The 19,954-nt window shown below is 62.5% G+C and carries 17 protein-coding genes; 14 read left to right on the top strand and 3 right to left on the bottom strand.

The window, feature by feature from the left end; translation table 11 throughout:
* The first annotated feature begins 10 nt into the window (after nt 1–10).
* The 7 genes from G1C94_RS06225 (at nt 11) to G1C94_RS06195 (ending at nt 8,040) form a co-directional block, all read left to right on the top strand.
* Nucleotides 11–1,495 carry a D-alanyl-D-alanine carboxypeptidase/D-alanyl-D-alanine-endopeptidase gene (locus tag G1C94_RS06225; protein WP_172146333.1) on the top strand — a complete coding sequence of 495 codons (1,485 nt, stop codon included), beginning with the start codon at nt 11–13 and terminating at the stop codon, nt 1,493–1,495.
* Nucleotides 1,496–1,570: 75 nt separating this feature from the next.
* Complete coding sequence (gene hpt, locus G1C94_RS06220; RefSeq protein WP_172146330.1) at nt 1,571–2,134, top strand: hypoxanthine phosphoribosyltransferase; 564 nt, start codon at nt 1,571–1,573, stop codon at nt 2,132–2,134.
* Complete coding sequence (gene ftsH, locus G1C94_RS06215; RefSeq protein WP_172146327.1) at nt 2,131–4,230, top strand: ATP-dependent zinc metalloprotease FtsH; 2,100 nt, start codon at nt 2,131–2,133, stop codon at nt 4,228–4,230. The genes hpt and ftsH overlap by 4 nt, the downstream gene beginning before the upstream one ends.
* 9 nt (nt 4,231–4,239) lie before the next feature.
* Nucleotides 4,240–4,854, top strand: a complete 615-nt coding sequence (folE, locus tag G1C94_RS06210) for a GTP cyclohydrolase I FolE (RefSeq protein WP_172146324.1) — start codon at nt 4,240–4,242, stop codon at nt 4,852–4,854.
* A 5-nt stretch (nt 4,855–4,859) separates the two neighbouring features.
* Nucleotides 4,860–5,717, top strand: a complete 858-nt coding sequence (folP, locus tag G1C94_RS06205) for a dihydropteroate synthase (protein ID WP_172146321.1) — start codon at nt 4,860–4,862, stop codon at nt 5,715–5,717.
* A 251-nt stretch (nt 5,718–5,968) separates the two neighbouring features.
* Nucleotides 5,969–7,393 (top strand): 2-amino-4-hydroxy-6-hydroxymethyldihydropteridine diphosphokinase, encoded by a 1,425-nt coding sequence (gene folK / locus G1C94_RS06200; protein ID WP_172146318.1) that lies wholly within the window; start codon nt 5,969–5,971, stop codon nt 7,391–7,393.
* A 113-nt stretch (nt 7,394–7,506) separates the two neighbouring features.
* Nucleotides 7,507–8,040 carry a DUF3180 domain-containing protein gene (locus G1C94_RS06195; protein WP_172146315.1) on the top strand — a complete coding sequence of 178 codons (534 nt, stop codon included), beginning with the start codon at nt 7,507–7,509 and terminating at the stop codon, nt 8,038–8,040.
* Between the two features lie 15 nt (nt 8,041–8,055).
* On the opposite strand, the gene G1C94_RS06190 is transcribed toward G1C94_RS06195, so the two are convergent.
* A complete protein-coding gene (locus G1C94_RS06190) occupies nt 8,056–8,955 on the bottom strand; it encodes an acyl-CoA thioesterase (protein WP_172146312.1) in 900 nt (299 codons plus the stop codon).
* 283 nt (nt 8,956–9,238) lie between these two features.
* On the opposite strand from G1C94_RS06190, the gene G1C94_RS06185 reads away from it, so the two are divergent.
* A complete protein-coding gene (locus G1C94_RS06185) occupies nt 9,239–11,890 on the top strand; it encodes an InlB B-repeat-containing protein (RefSeq protein WP_172146309.1) in 2,652 nt (883 codons plus the stop codon).
* Between the two features lie 82 nt (nt 11,891–11,972).
* Here G1C94_RS06185 and G1C94_RS06180 read toward each other — a convergent pair whose 3' ends face one another.
* On the bottom strand, nt 11,973–12,671 hold the full coding sequence (locus G1C94_RS06180) for a uracil-DNA glycosylase (RefSeq protein ID WP_172146306.1): 699 nt from the start codon (nt 12,669–12,671) through the stop codon (nt 11,973–11,975).
* 173 nt (nt 12,672–12,844) lie between these two features.
* On the opposite strand from G1C94_RS06180, the gene G1C94_RS06175 reads away from it, so the two are divergent.
* From G1C94_RS06175 to groL, 3 genes are all read left to right on the top strand, one after another.
* Complete coding sequence (locus G1C94_RS06175; RefSeq protein WP_172146303.1) at nt 12,845–13,513, top strand: LytR C-terminal domain-containing protein; 669 nt, start codon at nt 12,845–12,847, stop codon at nt 13,511–13,513.
* Between the two features lie 206 nt (nt 13,514–13,719).
* Entirely contained in the window at nt 13,720–13,923 is a 204-nt protein-coding gene (locus G1C94_RS06170; protein WP_172146300.1) for a cold-shock protein, read from the top strand.
* Nucleotides 13,924–14,205: 282 nt separating this feature from the next.
* On the top strand, nt 14,206–15,831 hold the full coding sequence (gene groL / locus G1C94_RS06165; RefSeq protein WP_172146297.1) for a chaperonin GroEL: 1,626 nt from the start codon (nt 14,206–14,208) through the stop codon (nt 15,829–15,831).
* A gap of 61 nt (nt 15,832–15,892) precedes the next feature.
* Here groL and G1C94_RS06160 read toward each other — a convergent pair whose 3' ends face one another.
* A complete protein-coding gene (locus tag G1C94_RS06160) occupies nt 15,893–16,183 on the bottom strand; it encodes a WXG100 family type VII secretion target (protein WP_172146293.1) in 291 nt (96 codons plus the stop codon).
* Between the two features lie 79 nt (nt 16,184–16,262).
* Between G1C94_RS06160 and G1C94_RS06155 the strand changes: the two genes are divergently transcribed.
* The 3 genes from G1C94_RS06155 to G1C94_RS06145 all read left to right on the top strand — a co-directional run bounded on the left by G1C94_RS06155 (nt 16,263) and on the right by G1C94_RS06145 (nt 19,909).
* Complete coding sequence (locus G1C94_RS06155; protein ID WP_172146289.1) at nt 16,263–17,153, top strand: TPM domain-containing protein; 891 nt, start codon at nt 16,263–16,265, stop codon at nt 17,151–17,153.
* Between the two features lie 68 nt (nt 17,154–17,221).
* Entirely contained in the window at nt 17,222–17,953 is a 732-nt protein-coding gene (locus tag G1C94_RS06150; RefSeq protein ID WP_172146286.1) for a response regulator transcription factor, read from the top strand.
* A gap of 18 nt (nt 17,954–17,971) precedes the next feature.
* Nucleotides 17,972–19,909 carry a sensor histidine kinase gene (locus G1C94_RS06145; protein WP_172146434.1) on the top strand — a complete coding sequence of 646 codons (1,938 nt, stop codon included), beginning with the start codon at nt 17,972–17,974 and terminating at the stop codon, nt 19,907–19,909.
* The last annotated feature ends 45 nt before the right edge of the window (nt 19,910–19,954 follow it).

Here is a 19,954-nt window from a genome sequence, read left to right as displayed (position 1 = left end):
AATAATACATATGGTATTGAGTTCCAAACGCAAAGGCAACCATGTGGCGCGAGGCGTTGCGGCGCATCGTGGCCATACGAGACATGCGGGCCATCGGCTCGTCGTCGTCATCGTATCCGTCGCCCTCACACTCGCCGCGTGCGCGGGATACACGGCGGCCGACATCTACGATGTGGTGCCGGGCATGCTCACTTTGCGCTCGGCTTCGGTGCGCACCTATCCCGACGCGGCTTCCTCCATTGCGGCGGGCACCATCGCGGGTGAGGCGAATCGCAACGTATCCGTGGATGCGGCCAAAGCCGAAGAACTGATCAACACGCTCGGGCAAGCCGGGGGCGTGGGCTCCGACTTCTCCGTCGTGATCGCAGACGCGAACGGCAACATCGTGGCCCAACGTGAGGCCGACACCGAACGCGAACCGGCCTCCACGGTCAAAACCCTCACCGCATTCGCCGCCGCCAGCACGTTGGATATGGGCGGCACGCTCGACACCGAGACGTATCTTACCCATGCCGACACCAATCCCACCCTCGTGCTCAAAGGGCACGGGGACATGCTGCTCGGCGAGGGCGAGAGCGACCCGAACCATATCAACGGGCGGGCGGGCCTGGCCACACTCGCGCAGTCCGCGGCCAAAGCGCTCAAAGAGCGCGGCGTCACGCATGTGGCGCTCGCCGTGGACGACACGCTGTTCGGCGACGATCGTACACCCGACGGCATCGATCAGAACAACGACGGCAATCTCTATTACACCCCGATTTCCAGCATGGCCGTGGACGGCGGGCGCGACTGGAGCGGGCTTGAGCGCAGCAGTCAGGACGCATTCACCGAATACCCCGTGCTGTCCCAGCACACCGCCGCCGACGCGGCCTCCACGTTCAAGACGCTGCTCGCCGCGGAAGGCATCGAGGTCGACGACAGCGACGACATCAGCGGCACCGACGCCACCGGGCCGATCGCCAAAGTGAGCTCGGCGCCGTTAAACGAGGTGATGGCCTTCATGCTGCGCCATTCCGACAACACGCTCGCCCAGCTGTTCGCCCGACTCACCGCGCTCAAACTCGGCACGGGCAACGACACCGCGGCCGACGCCCAAGCCGTCACGCAGGTGCTGAGCGAACATGACGTGCCCACCCAAGGCCTGACGTTGACCAGCTGCTCGGGCCTTGCGCCCGGCACCCGTTTGCGGGTGGGCACCCTGCTCGGCGTGCAGCAACAGTTGGTGAGCCTGAAGGGCGGCGCGGCCGCGGCCATCGAAGGCATGTCGGTGCCGGGGCTCACGGGCACAGCGAGGTACCGCGTCGGCTCGCAAGGCGTGCGAGGCCTCGCCCGCCTCAAAACCGGTTCCCTGTCCAGCGTGCGCGCGCTGACGGGCAACGTGTCGCGCGAGCAGGGCGGCCTGCTGCTGTTCGCCGTCATCGTCAACAATCCCAGCGATGGCAGCGCCGCCAACAGTGCGATAGACCAGTTCGTCGCGCAACTGGCGCAACTGTAAGCACGCAGGGGGCTTGCAGATGTTGCTCAGCGAAACATAAGAAACACGTCATTCGCCTGTGCCAAGATGGTGAGCATGCGAATCGCTGACATACAAAACGATATCGACCACGAGCTGGTCAGCAAAGAAGAGATTCAATCGCTTATCCAAAGCGCCGCCGCGCAGGTAAGCAAAGACTATGCAGACAAGGACCCACTGCTTGTGGCGGTGCTCAAAGGTGCCGTCGATACGATGGCGGCATTCTCTCAGGCCCTGTCGATTCCGTGTCAAATCGATTTCATGAGCCTGTCAAGCTACGGCTCGGGCACCGTTTCATCCGGCACGGTGACGATTCGGCAGGATCTGTCCGCCGATGTTCGCGGACGGCACATTCTCATTGTTGAGGATATTGTGGATTCAGGCCGCACACTTGCGTGGCTGGTCGAAGAACTCAAGCGCCGCGGCGCCGCTTCCGTTGAGGTGTTTGCCTTGCTGGAGAAGCCGTCCCGCCGCGAAGTGGACGTGAAAGTGAAATACCGCGGGTGTGAGATTCCGGACGAATTCGTCGTGGGATTCGGCCTCGACTATGACGAGCGATATCGCAACCTCGATTCAATCGCCGTGCTGAAGCCGGAAGTATATCAAGGAGAACAGGCATGAGCTTTCCCCAAGGCCCAGGGCAGAATAATGGCAACCCTTTCAACCCATTCGGGCAGAACTCCAACAAGAACGACAACGGCGGCAAGTCCGGGCGTTCCGACGGCAACAAGCCATTCTGGCAGTCGCCGTGGTTGTGGGGCGCGGTGATCGTCGTTCTTGCCGTGACGATGTTCCAGATGTTCACCGGGTTCGGCACCCAGACCATCGACACCAAGGACGGCCTGGACCTGCTCAAGAACGGCAACGCGACGTTCGCCAAGATCGTCGACAACAAGCAGAAGGTCACGCTTGAGCTGAAGAGCGATTTCAACAAGCAGGACGCCACCACCGGCAAGAACCGCAATTACGGCAAGAATGTGCAGTTCTATTACACGTTCGCCGAGGGGCAGGATATTCTCAAAGCCGTCGAAAAGGCCAACCCGACCAAGGGTTGGACGGCCGATATCGAATCGACGAGCGTGGTGAGTTATCTGCTCACCTCCATACTGCCGTTCATTATCTTCTTCGCGCTGTTCTGGTTCCTGATGAGCCGTATGGGCGGCGCGTCCGGCATGTTCGGCATGGGCGGCAAGAAGAACAACGGCAAACTGCTCGAAGGGCAGACCCCGAAGACCAGATTCGCCGACGTGGCGGGCGAAGACGAGGCTCTGGCCGAAGTCGAGGAAATCAAGGACTTTTTGAAGGATCCGGCCAAATACAAAGCGCTGGGCGCGCGTATTCCGCGCGGTGTGCTGCTGTACGGCCCTCCCGGCACCGGCAAGACGTTGCTGGCCCGCGCCATTGCGGGCGAGGCGGGCGTGCCGTTCTATTCGATGGCCGGCTCCGACTTCGTGGAGATGTTCGTCGGTCTCGGCGCTTCGCGCGTGCGCGACCTGTTTGACGAGGCGAAGAAGAACGCGCCCGCCATCATCTTCATCGACGAGATCGACGCCGTGGGCCGCAAGCGCGGCTCGGGCATGGGCGGCGGCCACGACGAGCGCGAGCAGACGCTGAACCAGTTGCTCGTGGAAATGGACGGTTTCGACAACGACACCAACCTCATCATCATCGCCGCCACCAATCGCCCCGATGTGCTCGACCCGGCGCTGTTGCGCCCCGGGCGTTTCGACCGTCAGGTGGGCGTGGCCGCGCCCGACTTGGAAGGCCGCGAGGCGATTCTGAAGGTGCACGCCCAGGGCAAGCCCTTCGTGCCGGACGTCGATTTGCACATGGTGGCCGTGCGCACGCCGGGCTTCACCGGTGCCGACTTGGCGAACGTGCTGAACGAGGCGGCCTTGCTGTGCGCCCGCGCCGGTGCCCAGCTCATCGACAACCGCGCCATTGACGAGGCCATTGACCGCGTGCAGGCCGGCCCGAAGAAGCAGTCGAAGGGCATGGCTTTGGAGGAGTTGCGCAACACCGCATACCACGAGGGTGGCCATGCGCTGGTCGCCGCGGCCCTGAACAACACCGATCCGGTGACCAAGGTGACGATTCTGCCGCGAGGCCGCGCGCTCGGCTATACGGCCGTCATGCCCACCTCCGACCGCTACTCCCAGTCGCGCAACCAACTGCTCGACCAGATGGCTTACGCGATGGGCGGGCGCACCGCCGAGGAGATCGTGTTCCACGATCCCACCACCGGCGCGTCCAACGACATCGAGAAAGCGACGGCCATCGCCCGCACGATGGTGGGCGAATACGGCTTCTCCGCGCGCCTGGGCGCCATCAAGTGGACGGATGACGACGACCAGACCACCGTCATGGACGGCCTTGCCCCGCGCAAATACTCCGACCGCACCGCCGAACTCATTGACGACGAGGTATTGAAGCTCGTCGAGACGGCGCATACCGAAGCATGGACGATCCTCAACGAGAACCGCGAGATTCTCGACGAACTCGTGCGCCAATTGCTCGTCAAGGAAACCCTGAATGAGAAGGAGCTGGCCGAGATCTTCGCGCCCATCAAGAAAGCACCGGAACGCTCGGTGTGGCTGTCGGACGACAAGCGCCCCGATTCCGACAAGCCGCCGGTGGAGATTCCCGAGTCGCTCAAGCGCTCGGTCGGCATCAAGCCGGCTGAGGAGCAACCGGCTGGCACGCCGTCTGGGGAGTGAACCGGCATTATGACGCAACAGGTGCACGGTGTTGGCGGCGTCTCGTCCTCGTCTCTGCCTCACGGGTATGACGAGGAGGGCGTGCGCGAGGCCGTGCGCCTGTTTTTGCGCTCGATCGGCGAGGACCCCTCGCGTGAGGGGCTGGCGGAGACGCCCGACCGCATCGCCCGCGCGTGCAAGGAGCTGTTCGCGGGGCTGGGCGCTTCGCCCGCCGACGTGCTCGAGAAGCACTTCGACGTGGACACCGACGAGCTGGTGCTGGTCAAGAATATCGAGTTGTATTCGGTGTGCGAGCACCACTTGCTGCCGTTCCACGGCGTGGCGCATGTGGGCTATATTCCCGCCAAAGACGGGGTGATGGGCCTAAGCAAGCTGGCGCGGCTGGTGGAGGTGTATGCCCGTCGCCCGCAGGTGCAGGAGCGGCTTACGCAACAGATCGCCGACGCGCTGGTCGAATATGCGGGCGCGCGCGGCGTGATCGTGGTCACCGAATGCGAACACCTGTGCATGTCGATGCGCGGCATCAAGAAGTCCGAGGCGCGCACGGTGACTTCGGCGGTGCGCGGCATGCTGCGCAATCCGGCCACCCGCGCCGAAGCGATGAGCCTCATTCTGAATCACTGAACATCATGATCAACCTGCAATCCATTCGCAACGCCGACCACACGCTGGTGATGGGCGTGCTCAACATCACTGAAGACTCCTTCTCGGACGGGGGCCTGTGGCTCGACCCGAATGCCGCCGCCGCGCACGGGCGTGACATGATGGCTTGCGGTGCCGACATCATCGACGTCGGCGCCGAATCCACCAGACCGGGGGCCACGCGCGTGGCCGAGACGGATGAGCTTGCGCGTATCACCGGCGCGGTCAAGGCGCTCGTGCCAGCCGGGGCGACGCTCTCCATCGACACCACCCGCGCTTCGGTGGCCGCCGCCGCGCTTGAAAACGGCGCCCAGATTGTCAACGACGTGTCCGGCGGCACGTTGGACGCTCGGCTACCCCACGTCGTGGCCGAACACGACTGTCTGTACATCGTGCAACATTGGCGCGGCTGGCTTGCCGGGTCGTCGGACGCGGACACCTCGCGATATGAGCACGGTGTGTTGGCCGACGTGCGAGACGAGCTGATGCGTCAGGTGGACGCGGTGCTTGAGGCGGGCGTGAGGCCGGAGCGCGTCATCATCGACCCCGGCCTTGGCTTCTCCAAACCCGGCATCGAACACAATATGCCCCTGCTTGCTGGCCTTGAGACGTTCCGCGCCACCGGATATCCGGTGTTGATCGGGCAATCGCGCAAGCGCTTCGTTTCCGCGGTGCTTGGTGAGGCCGGCGTGACCGAACCATCGATGGACGATCGCGACAACGCCACCGCAGCCATCTCCGCCCTGTGCGCCGAACACGGCGCATGGGCCGTGCGCGTGCACGACGTGCCCCGCACTCGCGCCGCCGTCGCCATCGGCAACACTTGGCGTAGCTATGCGCAGTGAAATCAGGCCGTTGACGCGCCATTTACGCACGCGATCCACGCTATCTCGCTTACGTGTGGCAGGCCCTTACAAGAAACCGAAGTATCGCCGGCGTGATTCCAACGGCGATACTCCAAGTTCTTTCAGAGGTATGCCACACATAAGCGAGATAGCGGCGAACAAACTGTTTTGCGGAGCCCGGATGGTTTTGCGCCCGATGGCGGCCGGGGGAGCATCAACGCCTACAATCGACAAGGAAAGAAAGGAATCGCATGGATAAGATCGTCCTCACCGGCGTGCGCGCCAACGGCACGCACGGTGTGCTCGACTTCGAGCAGGAGCGCGCCCAGACCTTCGTCGTGGACGTCACGCTGTTCCTCGACCTCGCCAAAGCCGGCCAAAGCGATGCCCTGAGCGACACCGTTGACTACGGTCGCGTCGCTAAAGACATCGTGGCCGTCGTCGAAGGCGAGCACGTCGACCTGATCGAAGCGCTCGCCCAGCGCATCGCCGACCGCATTCTCGCCATCGGGGCCATCGCCCGCGTCGAAGTCACCGTGCACAAGCCGCACGCGCCCATCACGGTGCCGTTCGACGATGTGGCCGTCACCATCACCCGTGCGCAAGCCAAAACCGCCCATCGCGCGGTCATCGCCTTGGGCGGCAACCAAGGCGATGTGGCCGATACGCTGCGCGACGCGGTGCGCCGCATCGACGCGCTCGACGGCACACAAGTCATCGGCGTCTCGCCGCTGTATCGCACCGCCGCCTGGGGCATGCCGGCTGGCACCCCCGATTTCCTCAACGCCGTGGCCGAAGTGACCACCACACTCGACGCTCATGAGCTGCTTGACGGACTGCGCCGCATCGAGGCCGATCACGGCCGCACGCGCGAAACGCACTGGTCGAACCGCACGCTCGACCTCGACATCATCGATTTCGACGGGCGGCAGTCCGACGATCCTGCGCTGACCCTGCCGCACCCGCGCGCCTGGCAACGCGCCTTCGTGCTGGTGCCGTGGGCCGCGCTCGACCCGCAAGCCGATTTGCCCGGCATGCATGGCGGCCCCGTCTCCGAACTCGCGGAAGGCCTCGTCGCCGAAGCCGACGAGCCACCGGTCGAACTCGTTTCGAGCGATTGGCTCGCCTCTGGCGAGAGCCGCCACACGCCACGCGTGGGTGAAGGCACCGAAGCCGGCCTCCAATCCGGCACCCAAGCCGGCACCCAATCCCGCCCCGCCGTCATTTCCCTCGAATCCACCAGCCCGGATGCGGAAACGCTGTTCCGTGAGGCGATCGTCGCCATCGACGGCATCCCCGGCAATCAGGTCGAGGGCATTTCGCCGCTGTATCACTTGAGCAATTTCGACGGCCCGGACGCGATGAGCGCCGTTATCCAGATCGTCACCAAACTGGGTGCCGCCGACCTCATCGATGCGCTCGGCACCATCGAAACCGCGCACGGCAAAGCCGTTGATCTCGACTTGGTGGATATGGATGGCGTGCGCTGCGACGAGCCCGACTGCCGCGTGCCGTGGCCCTCCGCGCGACGGCGTGCCGCGGTGCTTGCGCCTTGGATGGACATGGACCCGAACGCCACGCTGGGCGGCGACCCGGTGGCGTTCCTGCTTGCACAGGCCGAGGATGCGGGACGCGTCGGCCTGCTCTCCGACGCCTGGATTCTCGGTTCCGCGTGAGCTGAGGCCGAAAGAATCCCGAACAACCCCGAAAAATCCCGAAGAACCCCAATCAGCCCCAATCAAGCGTGATGCGCAATAATGGAACCGTCCAACGCGAAAGGAGCCGCACAATGAACGCACGTCGAACCCCATGGTGGCACCCGCTTATCGCCCTGTTGCTGGGCGCGCTCGCCGGCATCGGCATCGCGGTGCTGGGCGAACATTACAGCGTCACGCTCATCGGCGCTCCTTGGTTTGTGGCCGCACTGCTCATCATCGTCGGCATCGTGGTGCTGGTGCTCGCGCTGAACGTGCATAAATACGCCAACACCGACCCGAAGAAGCGCCCCAACACCTTCGTCAACCCCACGCTTGCCTTCAACACGCTGGTGCTGTGCAAGGCGCTGATTCTCGCCGGAGCCGCGCTCGCCGGCTGGTATGGCGGCCAGATCATCCCGTCGATTTCGCACTTTGAGGCGTCATTCTACGAACATGCCGTTGTCGAATGCGCCGTCACCGCCGTGGTGTGCCTGATCGATATGGTGATCGGCCTGGTGGGGGAGCATCTGTGCCAGCTGCCGCCCACCGAAGGCCCGGAGAACCCCAAGCTCGAAGCCGCCGCCCGCAAGCGTGACGTCGCGCCCGCCGCCACCAAAAACATGTAGGCGTAAGGTCGGCCGTTACGCTTGCGGCACGCGGATCATGGCTTCCTGCGCAATGGAGGCCACCAGCTCGCCACCCAGCGAATACACTTTCGCAACGCCCAGCCCGCGCCCGTGCGCGGCGGTCGGCGTGTCCTGCACATACAGATGCCATTGGTTGATGTCCACATCGCGATACCACCACATCGAGTGGTCGATGGAAGCGTAGGAGATGCCCGGCGTTGAAATGCTCAACCCCGCGCGGCGCAGCACCGGCTCCATCATGATCTGGTCACAACCTAGCGCCAACAGCGCCCGATGCATGGTCTGCGACACGTCCGCATGCCCGTCCGCCCGCATCCACACCATCTGCTTGCCGCTGTCGGCCTCGGCGGCGGCGCTGTCGGGCGCGAGCATGACCGTGGGCGTGATGTGACGAATGTCGAACGGCGATTTTTCCGAATAGAACTTCGCGAACGCCGACTTGTCCGCATACGGCTCCATCAGCTGCTTGGCGTTGGTCAGCGTTTCGGGGGCGGGCACGTCGGCCGGCATCGGGTCGGCGAACTCGACGCCCGCCTGCCCCTCCTCCTGGAACGAGGCGATTGCCGTCAGAATCGGCCCCTCGGCCTGTGTCACGTTCACGCGCCGCGCCGAAAACGAGCGGCCGTCGCGCAACGTCTCCACATCGAAAAGCAAGTCCTGGCGAATGTCGCCGGCCGTAATGAAATAGCCATGAATCGAGTGCGGCAAGCGCGAGGTGCCCACGGTTTTCGCCGCCGCCATCAGCGACTGCGCGATCACCTGCCCGCCGTAGACGCGCCCGGTGGGATAATAGAGGCTTTCGCCGTTGATGTATGTGTGGTCGCGGTATTCGGACGGCGTGCCCAGCCCCAACACCTTCACGATGTGTTCCAGCGCGTTGCTCTCCTCAGACATATCCACCATCCCCGTTCGTGTTCATTGCCTGTACGCTGCCCACACTCTATCCCGCTCTTGTTAATAACTGGTCTGCTGCGGTGGCGCGCGGGGAAACGGGCGGATTGCCGCCCTCCTTTTGGTGGGTCCGGTGTTGCGCGGTTCGCTGGAAACCTGCCCGTCTGAGCTGTGAGCGGAAATAGGGGGTCTGCGTCCATCACGAGTGGGGGCGTAGCCTTGGACGCCTCGGTTGCGTCTTGCCGCACGGCGGACGCCGGTATATGGATAAAGGAGTTTGAAGATCATGCCTTTGGGTGAGTCTTCTCGTGCGCCAATGTTGGTGCGTGTGCTGTGTCTGGTTATTTCCTGTGTTGTGACTGTGTTGTCGTGCGCGTGGCTGGGGTTGCGGGCATCGGCTGCCGGGCGTGGCTTGGGTTCGGCATCGGTGACATTGAGATTGGTGGGCGCGGGTGATGATGCCGGTTCGTCGCCGTTGGCGTCCACGGGTGCGGGCGTGACGGCGGCGGTGCTGGCCGCGTTGGGGTTGCTGGTGTTGGGCTGGTCCGTGGCGCGCTGGCGTTCCCATGACGTTGTGCGTGGCGTGCGTGCGGTGCTGGTGCGTGTGGCTGGGGCCGTATTGGCGGTGGCTATGCTGGCGTCTTCGTTCGTTGTGGCCACTGGTGAGGCGCGCGCCGCGGACGCGGGGCTTGAGGGCGTGAGTGTGAGTGCGCCGGGCGAGGCGAAGGTTTCTGCGGATGGCTCGGTGTACGGTGTGCCCAATCTGACGGTGAGGAATGGGTCGGATCGTGACATCAAAGTCGAGTTGGTGCGCGTGTCCGACGGTGTGTCCTGGCACAGTCAGCTGATTGGCAGGACGATCAAGCAAGGTGGGGAGCTGACGGCCGGCTGGACGGGGGCGACCACGGTGCCTCAGGCGTTGGCTTCCCAGCCTCGGGGCGTGACCGTCACGGTTGATTACTCCTATGATGTCACTTCCGAGCCGAGCCCGTCTCCTGAACCGGACCCGATTCCTGAACCGGACCCGTCTCCTGAACCGAGTCCGACTCCTGAACCGAATCCATCCCCTGAGCCCAGCCCGTCTCCTGAACCGAGTCCGTCTCCCGAGCCGGGCCCATCCCCTGAGCCGGATCCGATTCCTGAGCCGGATCCGTCTCCCGAGCCCGGCCCGTCTCCTGATCCGGGCCCGTCTCCCGCGCCCGCTCCGGCGAAGATGAGCAAGGTTACGTTCGATGCGAACGGCGGCAAAGTTGATGGCTCGGAGTCGAAGATCCTGTCTGGCAAGGAGGGCGACGTGCTGACGGCCCCGACGCCCGTGCGCGAGGGTTACTCGTTCTCTGGTTGGTACAAGGCTCCGGACGATGAGGCCACAAAGCTGCCCGACGACGCGAAGTTCCCCGTCGAGGACGCGACCTATAAGGCGAAGTGGACTGCGAATGCGGGCACACGGTACACGGTGAAGCATTACCTGCAGAACCTCGAAGACGACAATTATCCGGCCAATCCGAAGGATACGGATGTTCTGACCGGTGCGACCGATGCGCAGACCCAGGCTGTGGCGAAGTCGTATGACGGGTTCACTGCCGTGACCCCGATCGCTCAGGCAACCATCAAGAGTGACGGCCAGACAGTGGTTGAGGTCAGATACACGCGCAACAGTTACCAGTTGACCTTCGATGCGAACGGCAAGACCGATGCGACCGGCATGCCGTCCGCACAGACAGTGAAGTACGGGGCCAAAACCACAGATCCGAATGCCGCGCCAACGGCTGCAGGTTACGTGTTCGCCGGCTGGTATACGGAGAAGACTGGCGGGGCCAAGTGGGATTTCGCCAAGAACACGATGCCCGCCAACGGCCAGACCTTGTACGCGCGTTGGACGCCCATCACATACACGGTGACGTTCAACAAAAATGCTCCCGACGGCGCAACTGTCACCGGTTCCATGAACCCGCAGTCGTTCACATACGGCACGGAGCAGAAGTTGACCACTAACGGGTTCACCTACGCGGGTTACGTGTTTGCCGGTTGGGCGACGAAACCGTCCGGTGCGGCGAAATACACGAACGAGCAGCGGGTCGGGAATCTGACAGCCTCCCCGAACGGGACGGTAAGCCTGTACGCAAAGTGGGAGGAAGCTACTTATTGGCTTGGCGGCAATCCTGACAACCCTGAAGCCAATGTTGTGAAAGGCTCGTCCACTATTAAGGCGGATGTAACGAAGATCAGAGAGAACAATCAATCCGTCATCGATGAGTACAAGAGGTATATGAACGATGACAAGATTCACCTGTATGTGAAGCTTGTTGGTGAGAACGGCGCGACTAATTCCGCCGACAACTATTTGCAGTTGCGCATCATCCATGTCGGTCCGCATGACGCTGACGATTCCGCCCTCACATTCCAAGCCATGCATTCCATGCCCAAGGGGTATCAGATGAGTGCGAAGCAGACCAATGTCGGTGGTTTCTATATCAGTGAATTGTATCGAAAGATGAACTCGCCTGAGGGGGAAATCTTCATTCTGTTGCCTCAGGGCCTGCGCAGCGATATCAAGGAAGTCAAGAAGATATACGGCGTCGGTGGCGGGACTTCCAGCAATCCGCGAACAGACACCAGAACGGATCCGATGAAGATATGGCCATTGTCCTACTCGGAACTGACGGGCACGGGCTACAACGATTTGACCGAGGGATCACAATACGATTATTGGAAGGGCAAGATCACCGATGCGGATGTCCAGAATGCGGCTCTTAACAGCCTGTATAAGACTCGTTCTGGCGGCACTCCGACTGGTGTCGAGCCTCCTGGTTGGTGGGAACGAACCGTGCAACCGAGCTATGACGACCATTTCCTGTATGTAAATTCGAACGGCAACCCGAACATTCTTATAAGGGCTAATTACCATCGGGGCGTGGTTCCGGCGTTCTGCTTCTGACCCCGCATTCCCGCGCCGGCGGGGCTAACGTTCCCCGCCGGCGCTGCCTTGCTCGGAGCTGGCAGATGCGTGTCTGACTAAACTACGGCAACCGCCAGTCGATAGGATCCGCACCCATCCTCGTCAGCGCCTCGTTCGCCCGTGAGAAGGGACGCGACCCAAAGAAGCCGCGCGAAGCGGACAGCGGGCTGGGGTGCGGCGACTTGATGATGAACGCGTTGGTGAGCAGCGGCTCAAGACTTTGCGCGTTGCGCCCCCACAGAATCGCCACCAGCGGCTTCGGGTTCCCCTGCTCGTCGACGCGCGCGTTGAGCGCCCGAATCGCCGCGTCGGTGACATCCTCCCAGCCTTTGCCCTGATGGCTGTTGGGCCGCCCGACACCCACGGTCAGGCACCTGTTGAGCAACAGCACCCCGCGCCCCGTCCACGGCGTCAAATCCCCGTTGCTCGGTGCCGGCACGCCCAAATCGCTCATCAATTCCTTATATATATTGATCAGGCTCTTCGGCAAGGGGCGCACATCAGGCGCCACGCAAAAACTCAACCCCACCGGGTGCCCCGGCGTGGGATAGGGATCCTGCCCGACGATCAGCACGCGAATGGAGTCAAAAGGAATGGTGAAAGCTCTGAGAATGTTGCGGCTGGCGGGAAGCCACGGACGGCCCGCGCGGGTCTCCTCGCGCAGGAAATCGCCCATGCGATGTACCGTCGGCTCCACATCGGCCAGCGCTTCGGCCCATCCCGCTTCCACGAGGTCTTTCAGTGCTTTGATGTCGCTCATGCGACACCACTGTACTAGCAGACGTGCTTATGGGCGCATCCTCGAAGGCACACCCGCGGGTTTCGTGCATATCCAGTGCATTCAGGCGTGTGGCGCACATCTGTGGGGTTGCCGTGACGTTACACTCGTGGGTAGCTTCATGTGGGGAGTCATGTGATGGAAGGATTGATGTTATGACGAACAACGACGAGCATGATGTAGCGCTCTACGAGACCGACGCGTTCGACAATCCGCCGCAGGGGCCTGTCGGAGTCCATCGTGGCAAGCGCAGTGCGGCATCGCGCTTCCTGCCGCTCGTCGTGGTCGTGATTGTCGCGGCGCTGTGCGGTTTCCTCGTTTGGGGTGCGCTCTCCGGCGAGATCAGTAACATCAAGTGGCCTTGGTCACACACCACCACCAGCAGTACCAGCAGCCAGGTCACCTCCAGCGAGCAGTCCGAGGAAGAGGCCGCCGAGCAGCAGGCCGCCGCCGAAAAGCAGGCGGAAGAAGAAGCCGCCGCGAAGAAGAAGCAGGCTGAGGAGGAAGAGGCTGCGAAGAAGCAGGCCGAGGAGGAGGCCGCCCGCCAGGCCGCGCAGGTCAACAAGGCTACTGCGGTGCGTGTGGTCAACGGCACCAACACCGCCGGCTACGCCGCCACCAAGAAGAGCGTGCTCGATCAGGCGGGATATACGAGCGTCGTCGCCGCGAATCCCACCGGCACGCTGCCGAGCGCCACGGTGGTGTGGTATCAGAACGAGAGCGACAAGGCCACTGCGCAGGATGTCGCCAACACCCTGGGCATCTCCAACGTGGAGCAAACCACCGGCCTGTCGTCGTCGATTGTCGTGGTGCTGTTGAACTGAGCACCGATGCCGTTATGGCACGGCGCGGACATTGAGCCATAAGGCCATCCGCCGTGATATTTGCTATGCGGGCGTTGCGCGGCGCGTGTCGGCCCGGAAAGTTGCTATACTTGTCCGACGAATCGCATGGCGGGGGAGGCGGTGTGGTTTTAGTGTCCCTGTCGTATCGGTAACTCATTGTTTTCAATGTTCATAGGGAAGGTAGTATGACGCAGGGAACAGTCAAGTTCTTCAATAATGGCAAAGGATATGGTTTCATCACACCGGCTGAAGGGGACGAAGATGTTTTTGTCCACTATTCGGTGATTCAATCGGAAGGGTTCAAAACCCTGAACGAAGGCGATATAGTCGAATACGAAGTTGAGAAAGGACCAAAGGGATTGCAGGCCATCTCGGTGACCAAGCTGTGAATCCCGCCGATATAACATAACCCGTCCGTGATGGTTGAGAAGTCGTACATCTCAGTTTGCCCCGGTCTGTATGACGGGGTTTTTCTATATTTCCACCCTGATTTTCACGCCCAAGGCGCAATCGGCGGCGCGAATGTTGGCACTCTCATGCCTTGAGTGCTAATCTCACAGTTAGCACTCGGGAGGCGTCGGTGCCAGTCGGCGGCTGACGGTCGATTGCGCGGCCTCACGTTTCGCGAGTGGAACCTAGTACACATCAGCCATTTGGAGGATATAAACACCATGGCAAAGATCATCTCGTATGATGAGGAAGCCCGTCAGGGCATGTTGGGTGGTCTCGACAAGCTCGCCAACACCGTCAAGGTCACGCTGGGCCCCAAGGGCCGCAACGTCGTGCTCGACAAGACTTACGGCGCGCCGACCATCACCAACGACGGCGTTTCCATCGCCAAGGAAATCGATTTGGACGACCCGTATGAGCGCATCGGCGCCGAGCTGGTCAAGGAAGTCGCCAAGAAGACGGACGACGTCGCGGGCGACGGCACCACCACCGCCACCGTGCTGGCGCAGTCCCTCGTGCATGAGGGCCTGAAGAACGTGGTCGCCGGCTCCAACCCCATCGCGCTGCGTCGCGGCATTGAGAAGGCCACCGAGGTCATCGTCAAGGAACTCGTCGCCGCCGCCAAGGACGTCGAGACGAAGGACCAGATCGCCGCCACCGCCACCATCTCCGCCGCCGACCCCGAGGTTGGCGAGAAGATCGCCGAGGCGCTGGACAAGGTCGGTCAGGACGGCGTCGTCACCGTTGAGGACAACAACCGCTTCGGCCTGGATCTCGACTTCACCGAGGGCATGCGTTTCGACAAGGGCTACATCGCCCCGTATTTCGTCACCAACGCCGAAGACCAGACCGCCGTGCTTGAGGACCCGTACATCTTGCTGACTTCCGGCAAGCTCTCCTCCCAGCAGGATGTGGTGCACATCGCCGAACTGGTGATGAAGACCGGCAAGCCGCTGATGATCATCGCCGAAGATGTCGACGGCGAGGCGCTGCCCACCCTGATTCTCAACACCATCCGCGGCACCTTCAAGTCCTGCGCCGTCAAGGCTCCGGGCTTCGGCGACCGCCGCAAGGCCATGCTGCAGGATATGGCCATCCTGACGGGCGCGCAGGTCGTGTCCGACGAGCTGGGCCTGAAGCTCGACTCCGTTGACATGTCCGTGCTGGGCACCGCCAAGAAGATCATCGTCTCCAAGGACGAGACCACCATCGTCGCCGGCGGCGGCTCCTCCGAGGACGTGGCCGCTCGCGTGGCTCAGATTCGCGCCGAAATCGAAAACACCGATTCCGACTACGACCGCGAGAAGCTGCAGGAGCGCCTGGCCAAGCTGGCCGGTGGCGTGGCCGTCATCAAGGTCGGCGCGGCCACCGAGGTCGAGGCCAAGGAACGCAAGCACCGCATCGAGGACGCCGTGCGCAACGCCAAGGCCGCCATCGAGGAAGGCCTGCTGCCCGGCGGCGGCGTGGCCCTCGTTCAGGCCGCCAAGAAGGCCGAAAGCGACGAGGCCATCACTTCGCTCACCGGCGAAGAGGCCACCGGTGCCGCCATCGTCTTCCGCGCCGTCGAGGCCCCGATCAAGCAGATCGCCGAGAACTCCGGCGTCTCCGGTGACGTGGTGTTCAACACGGTGCGCGACCTGCCCGAAGGCCAGGGCTTCAACGCCGCCACCGACGAGTATGAGGATCTGCTCGCCGCCGGCGTGACCGACCCGGTGAAGGTGACCCGTTCCGCCCTGCAGAACGCCGCCTCCATCGCCGGTCTGTTCCTGACCACCGAAGCCGTCGTGGCCAACAAGCCCGAGCCTCCGGCTCCCGCCCCCGCTCAGGGCGCCGACATGGGCTACTGATTCGCGTATAGCCCGTTAACTTCAAGGGGTTCCTTGGCTTAGGCCAAGGAACCCCTTGTCGTTATTGCGCGAACAGGCGGGAGGCGGCGGATTCGGCGTCGGCGTAGACCGCGGAGGCCTGCGTCAGCGCGTGCTGAATCGCCTCCAGCGAGGCCTCCATGCGCTGTTGCGCCGAACGCCATTCGGCGGCCACCGAAGTGAATTGCGTGGCCGCTGAGCCTTTCCAAACGCTCTGCAGGTTGTTGAGGTTGGCATACATGCCCGCCACGGCCTGTCTGATCTGACCCACCGAGTTCTGCACGGCCGCGCTTGAGGATTGGATCTGTTCGGAATCCACTTGATATTGAGGCATCGTTGTCTCCTTATGGTTGGTTTGGTTGATATTGTCGCCGCCCGTCCGCTTGGCGCAACCGGTCGGTAAGGTGGAGTGTATGACATTGCAACAGCTTGGCACCGCGAAAACAGGTAATGTGGGCGAAGCCCCCCTTACCGGCGTGTCGCGCGTGGCAAAACGGCTTATTTGCTTGATTTTGGCGCTTATTTGTGCATTGTGGATAACTCCGTTCGCCCAAGCGGCCGACGCGCTGGGGACGATGACGGACGACATCACCGACCCTCAGAACCTGCTCGGGTCGAACGTCTTCGCCGTCACCGACAAGGTCAAGCAGACCAAGGCCGACACCGGCGTCATCGTGCGGCTGCTGTATGTGGACAGTTTCGGCGAGACGGCCAAGCCCGTCGAGTTCGTCACTCAGGTGCTCGAGTCGGTCAACCCGAAGCCGAATACGGTGCTGCTCGCGGTCGCCTCCGGTGACGGCAGTCTGGTGGTGGCGTCCTCCTCCAATTCCGACGAATGGCTGCGTAAGGAGAGCACCATTGACGCACTGAGCAATGCCGCCTACGACAAGCTCGCCACCAGCGGCGAACAGGATTGGTCGGGCGCGGCCATTGCGATGATGGACGAGATCGCCAAGGAGAAGAAGACCGACACATCGTCCACCACGGCGATGGTCGGCGTGATTGGCCTGGGGGCAACGCTGGTCGCGCTTGTGGCGGTGATCGTTGTCGCGGTGATGCTGCATCGCCGCAAGGCTCGCAAGGGCAAAGCGGATTCAGCCGACGACGAAGAGGCAATTATCGAGGAAAGCCTTGAATCCGATGAGTCTCAGACGGCCGATTCCCAGCGGGACGAGGCATCCGAACCCATCGAGCAGTCAGACGTAGCGCCCGAATACGCGGAGCAGTACATGAGGCAGTCAGTCGACCAGTCAAGCGAGGAGCCCGCTCCTGCGCCTCAAACAGACCCGCATGAATCCGACTGATATCGCTGCCAGCAAAACGCCCAGACGACGTTCAGGAAACCTACAGGCAGTGGGGACAAGCTGGAACCATGAATAAGCCCATAGAAGCATCGATTGTTGTCGTTGACGACGAGCCATCCATCCGAGAACTCCTTGTCGCTTCCCTGCATTTCGCCGGTTTTGAAGTGAACACCGCCGCCTCCGGCTCCGAAGCCATCGAAGTCATCGAGAAGGTTCAGCCGGATCTGATCGTGCTCGACGTCATGCTCCCCGACATCGACGGTTTCACCGTCACCCGCCGCATCCGCCAGGAAGGCATCGACGCGCCGGTGCTGTTCCTCACCGCCCGCGACGACACGCAAGACAAGGTGATGGGGCTGACGGTCGGCGGCGATGATTATGTCACCAAGCCGTTCAGCCTTGAGGAGGTCGTGGCCCGCATCCGCGCCATTCTGCGCCGCACGCGCGAGGAAGTCGAGGACGACCCGATCATTCGCGTGGCCGATCTGGAAATCAACGAGGACTCGCACGACGTCACCCGCGCAGGGCAGACCATCGACCTGAGCCCCACCGAATACAAGCTGTTGCGCTATCTGATGGACAATTCAGGCCGCGTGCTGTCCAAAGCGCAGATTCTCGACCATGTGTGGCAATACGACTGGGGCGGCGACGCGGCCATCGTGGAAAGCTACATCTCCTATCTGCGCAAGAAGGTAGATGGCGTCGAAGTGAGGGGAGAAGACGGCAAGATGCACAAGGCCGTTCCGCTGATCGAAACGAAACGCGGCATCGGCTATATGATTCGTGAACCCAAGTCATAACCCAAACCCGAACCCATGATGAGCCAATCTTCTAAACCCAAGACAGGCCAGCCTGTCGATGCCCAGGCACCAGCTCCGGCGGCACCGCAGTCGCTCGGAAGCCCTGCCATGCGCAAGAAGAAACCGTCGATATGGCACCGGTTCACTCATTTCTTCATCAACCGTCTCGACCGCATTTCGCTGAGCGCCAAACTCGTCGCCTGCACGCTGGTGGTGCTCATCGTCGGCACCGTGGGCATTTCAGCAGCCATCCGCCAGATGGTCGGCAACTATCTGCTGCAGAAAACGGATAACGAACTCATCTCGCAACGCACACTCGTGATGCGCAACATCGATGTGTTGCGTAAGGCAGACAAGCAGACCAACGGCCTCAGCAGCTACTTTTTGCAGATACGATACGCTGAAAACGGCGAATTGACAGGCGAAGTGGCCACCCCGCTCTATCCCGTGCTCGACGGCAACGTGGTGTCCATGCCCAAACTGCCCCCGGACGATCAAATCTACGATTCCATGCTGGGCAAGCCATATACCACCAGCGCCGTCGTGCGCATGGCCACCACCCATGATTTGAGTTCGGACTCGGACGGCGACGACGCCACGTCTTCCGAAACCGTCGGAGGCAATGTCAGCTACAAAACCATGCAGACGGCAAGCGCCCCCTGGCGCGTGGCCGCGTTCAACTGGGTGGACGAATCCGACAAAACCAATCAGCGAAAAGGCGTGGTGTTCATCGGCCTGTCGCTGTCGGATCAGATCGACACCATCAACACACTCACGCGATATTGCATCATCGTGGGCATCGCCATCGTGCTGCTCGGCGGCTCGCTGGCCGCGCTGATCATCCAACGCACGCTCGACCCGCTCAAGCGCATCGAGAAAACCGCGGCCAAAATCGCGGCGGGAGACTTGAGTCAGCGCGTGCCGCCCGCCCCGGAAAACACCGAAGTCGGCTCGCTCTCCGCCTCGCTGAACACGATGCTTGCGCGCATCGAACACAGTTTCCACGAGCAGGAACAGACCACGGCCAAGATGAAACGCTTCGTCTCCGACGCGAGCCACGAGCTGAGAACCCCGCTGGCCGCCATCCACGGATATGCGGAGCTGTACACCATGCAACGCGACTTGCCCGGCGCGCTTGAGCGGGCGGACGAATCCATCGCGCATATCGAACGTTCCAGCCAGCGCATGACGGTGCTGGTGGAGGATCTGCTCTCGCTCGCGCGGCTTGACGAGGGGCGCGGCATCGATTTGACGCAGAGCGTTTCGCTCACCGCGTTGGTGACGGATGCGGTGGACGACCTCCACGCGCTCGACCCTGATCGCACGGTGCGGCTGGGCACGGTGGCGTTCGCTCCCTCGGGCGAACAGCCCGCCGCGCTGAATATCGTCGATGGGGATATGCCGCCCGTCACGCTGATGGGTGACGCGTTGCGTTTGCGCCAGGTGGTGACCAACATCGTGGGCAATATCCACCGGTACACGCCGCCTGATTCCCCGGTGTGCGTCGCCGTGGGGGTGCTCCCCGCTTCGGTGCGCCCGGCTGAGCTTGCGGCGTTGCCGTCGATGGACGATTCCATGAGGCGTTTTCTCGATGCGGTCGAAGTGGGGCAGTCGGTGCATGCCGGCACGAATTACGCCGTGCTGTGTTTCGAGGATCACGGCCCGGGCGTGCCGGCTCAGTCGCGCTCGCAGCTGTTCGAGCGTTTCTATACCGCCGATCCCTCGCGCGCGCGGGACAAGGGCGGCACCGGCTTGGGGTTGGCCATCGCGCAATCCGTGGTCAAGGCGCATCAGGGCCTGATCTGCGCTTCCGACACCCCCGATGGTGGGCTTACCATCACCATCATGCTGCCCATCGGGCCGGTCGAGTCGCTGTCGGACGCGCCTGACGAGACGCGCGACGAGGGGGACAAGTCCAAGCCCAAGGCAAGCAAGGGCAAGTGGCTCGCTCGCTGAAGCCCGCTTGTCTTGTCTTGGCGCAGTCTGACGCGGTTTGGCTCA

Source organism: Bifidobacterium panos, from assembly GCF_012932445.1.
In the GTDB taxonomy this organism is placed as follows: domain Bacteria; phylum Actinomycetota; class Actinomycetes; order Actinomycetales; family Bifidobacteriaceae; genus Bifidobacterium; species Bifidobacterium panos.
This window is presented reverse-complemented; position numbering and strand designations above follow the sequence as displayed.

Coding starts and splice junctions, on each gene's coding strand:
- G1C94_RS06225 (WP_172146333.1), top strand. CDS start 11: ATGGTATTGAGTTCCAAACGCAAAGGCAACCATGTGGCGCGAGGCGTT.
- hpt (WP_172146330.1), top strand. CDS start 1,571: ATGCGAATCGCTGACATACAAAACGATATCGACCACGAGCTGGTCAGC.
- ftsH (WP_172146327.1), top strand. CDS start 2,131: ATGAGCTTTCCCCAAGGCCCAGGGCAGAATAATGGCAACCCTTTCAAC.
- folE (WP_172146324.1), top strand. CDS start 4,240: ATGACGCAACAGGTGCACGGTGTTGGCGGCGTCTCGTCCTCGTCTCTG.
- folP (WP_172146321.1), top strand. CDS start 4,860: ATGATCAACCTGCAATCCATTCGCAACGCCGACCACACGCTGGTGATG.
- folK (WP_172146318.1), top strand. CDS start 5,969: ATGGATAAGATCGTCCTCACCGGCGTGCGCGCCAACGGCACGCACGGT.
- G1C94_RS06195 (WP_172146315.1), top strand. CDS start 7,507: ATGAACGCACGTCGAACCCCATGGTGGCACCCGCTTATCGCCCTGTTG.
- G1C94_RS06190 (WP_172146312.1), bottom strand. CDS start 8,955: ATGTCTGAGGAGAGCAACGCGCTGGAACACATCGTGAAGGTGTTGGGG.
- G1C94_RS06185 (WP_172146309.1), top strand. CDS start 9,239: ATGCCTTTGGGTGAGTCTTCTCGTGCGCCAATGTTGGTGCGTGTGCTG.
- G1C94_RS06180 (WP_172146306.1), bottom strand. CDS start 12,671: ATGAGCGACATCAAAGCACTGAAAGACCTCGTGGAAGCGGGATGGGCC.
- G1C94_RS06175 (WP_172146303.1), top strand. CDS start 12,845: ATGACGAACAACGACGAGCATGATGTAGCGCTCTACGAGACCGACGCG.
- G1C94_RS06170 (WP_172146300.1), top strand. CDS start 13,720: ATGACGCAGGGAACAGTCAAGTTCTTCAATAATGGCAAAGGATATGGT.
- groL (WP_172146297.1), top strand. CDS start 14,206: ATGGCAAAGATCATCTCGTATGATGAGGAAGCCCGTCAGGGCATGTTG.
- G1C94_RS06160 (WP_172146293.1), bottom strand. CDS start 16,183: ATGCCTCAATATCAAGTGGATTCCGAACAGATCCAATCCTCAAGCGCG.
- G1C94_RS06155 (WP_172146289.1), top strand. CDS start 16,263: ATGACATTGCAACAGCTTGGCACCGCGAAAACAGGTAATGTGGGCGAA.
- G1C94_RS06150 (WP_172146286.1), top strand. CDS start 17,222: ATGAATAAGCCCATAGAAGCATCGATTGTTGTCGTTGACGACGAGCCA.
- G1C94_RS06145 (WP_172146434.1), top strand. CDS start 17,972: ATGAGCCAATCTTCTAAACCCAAGACAGGCCAGCCTGTCGATGCCCAG.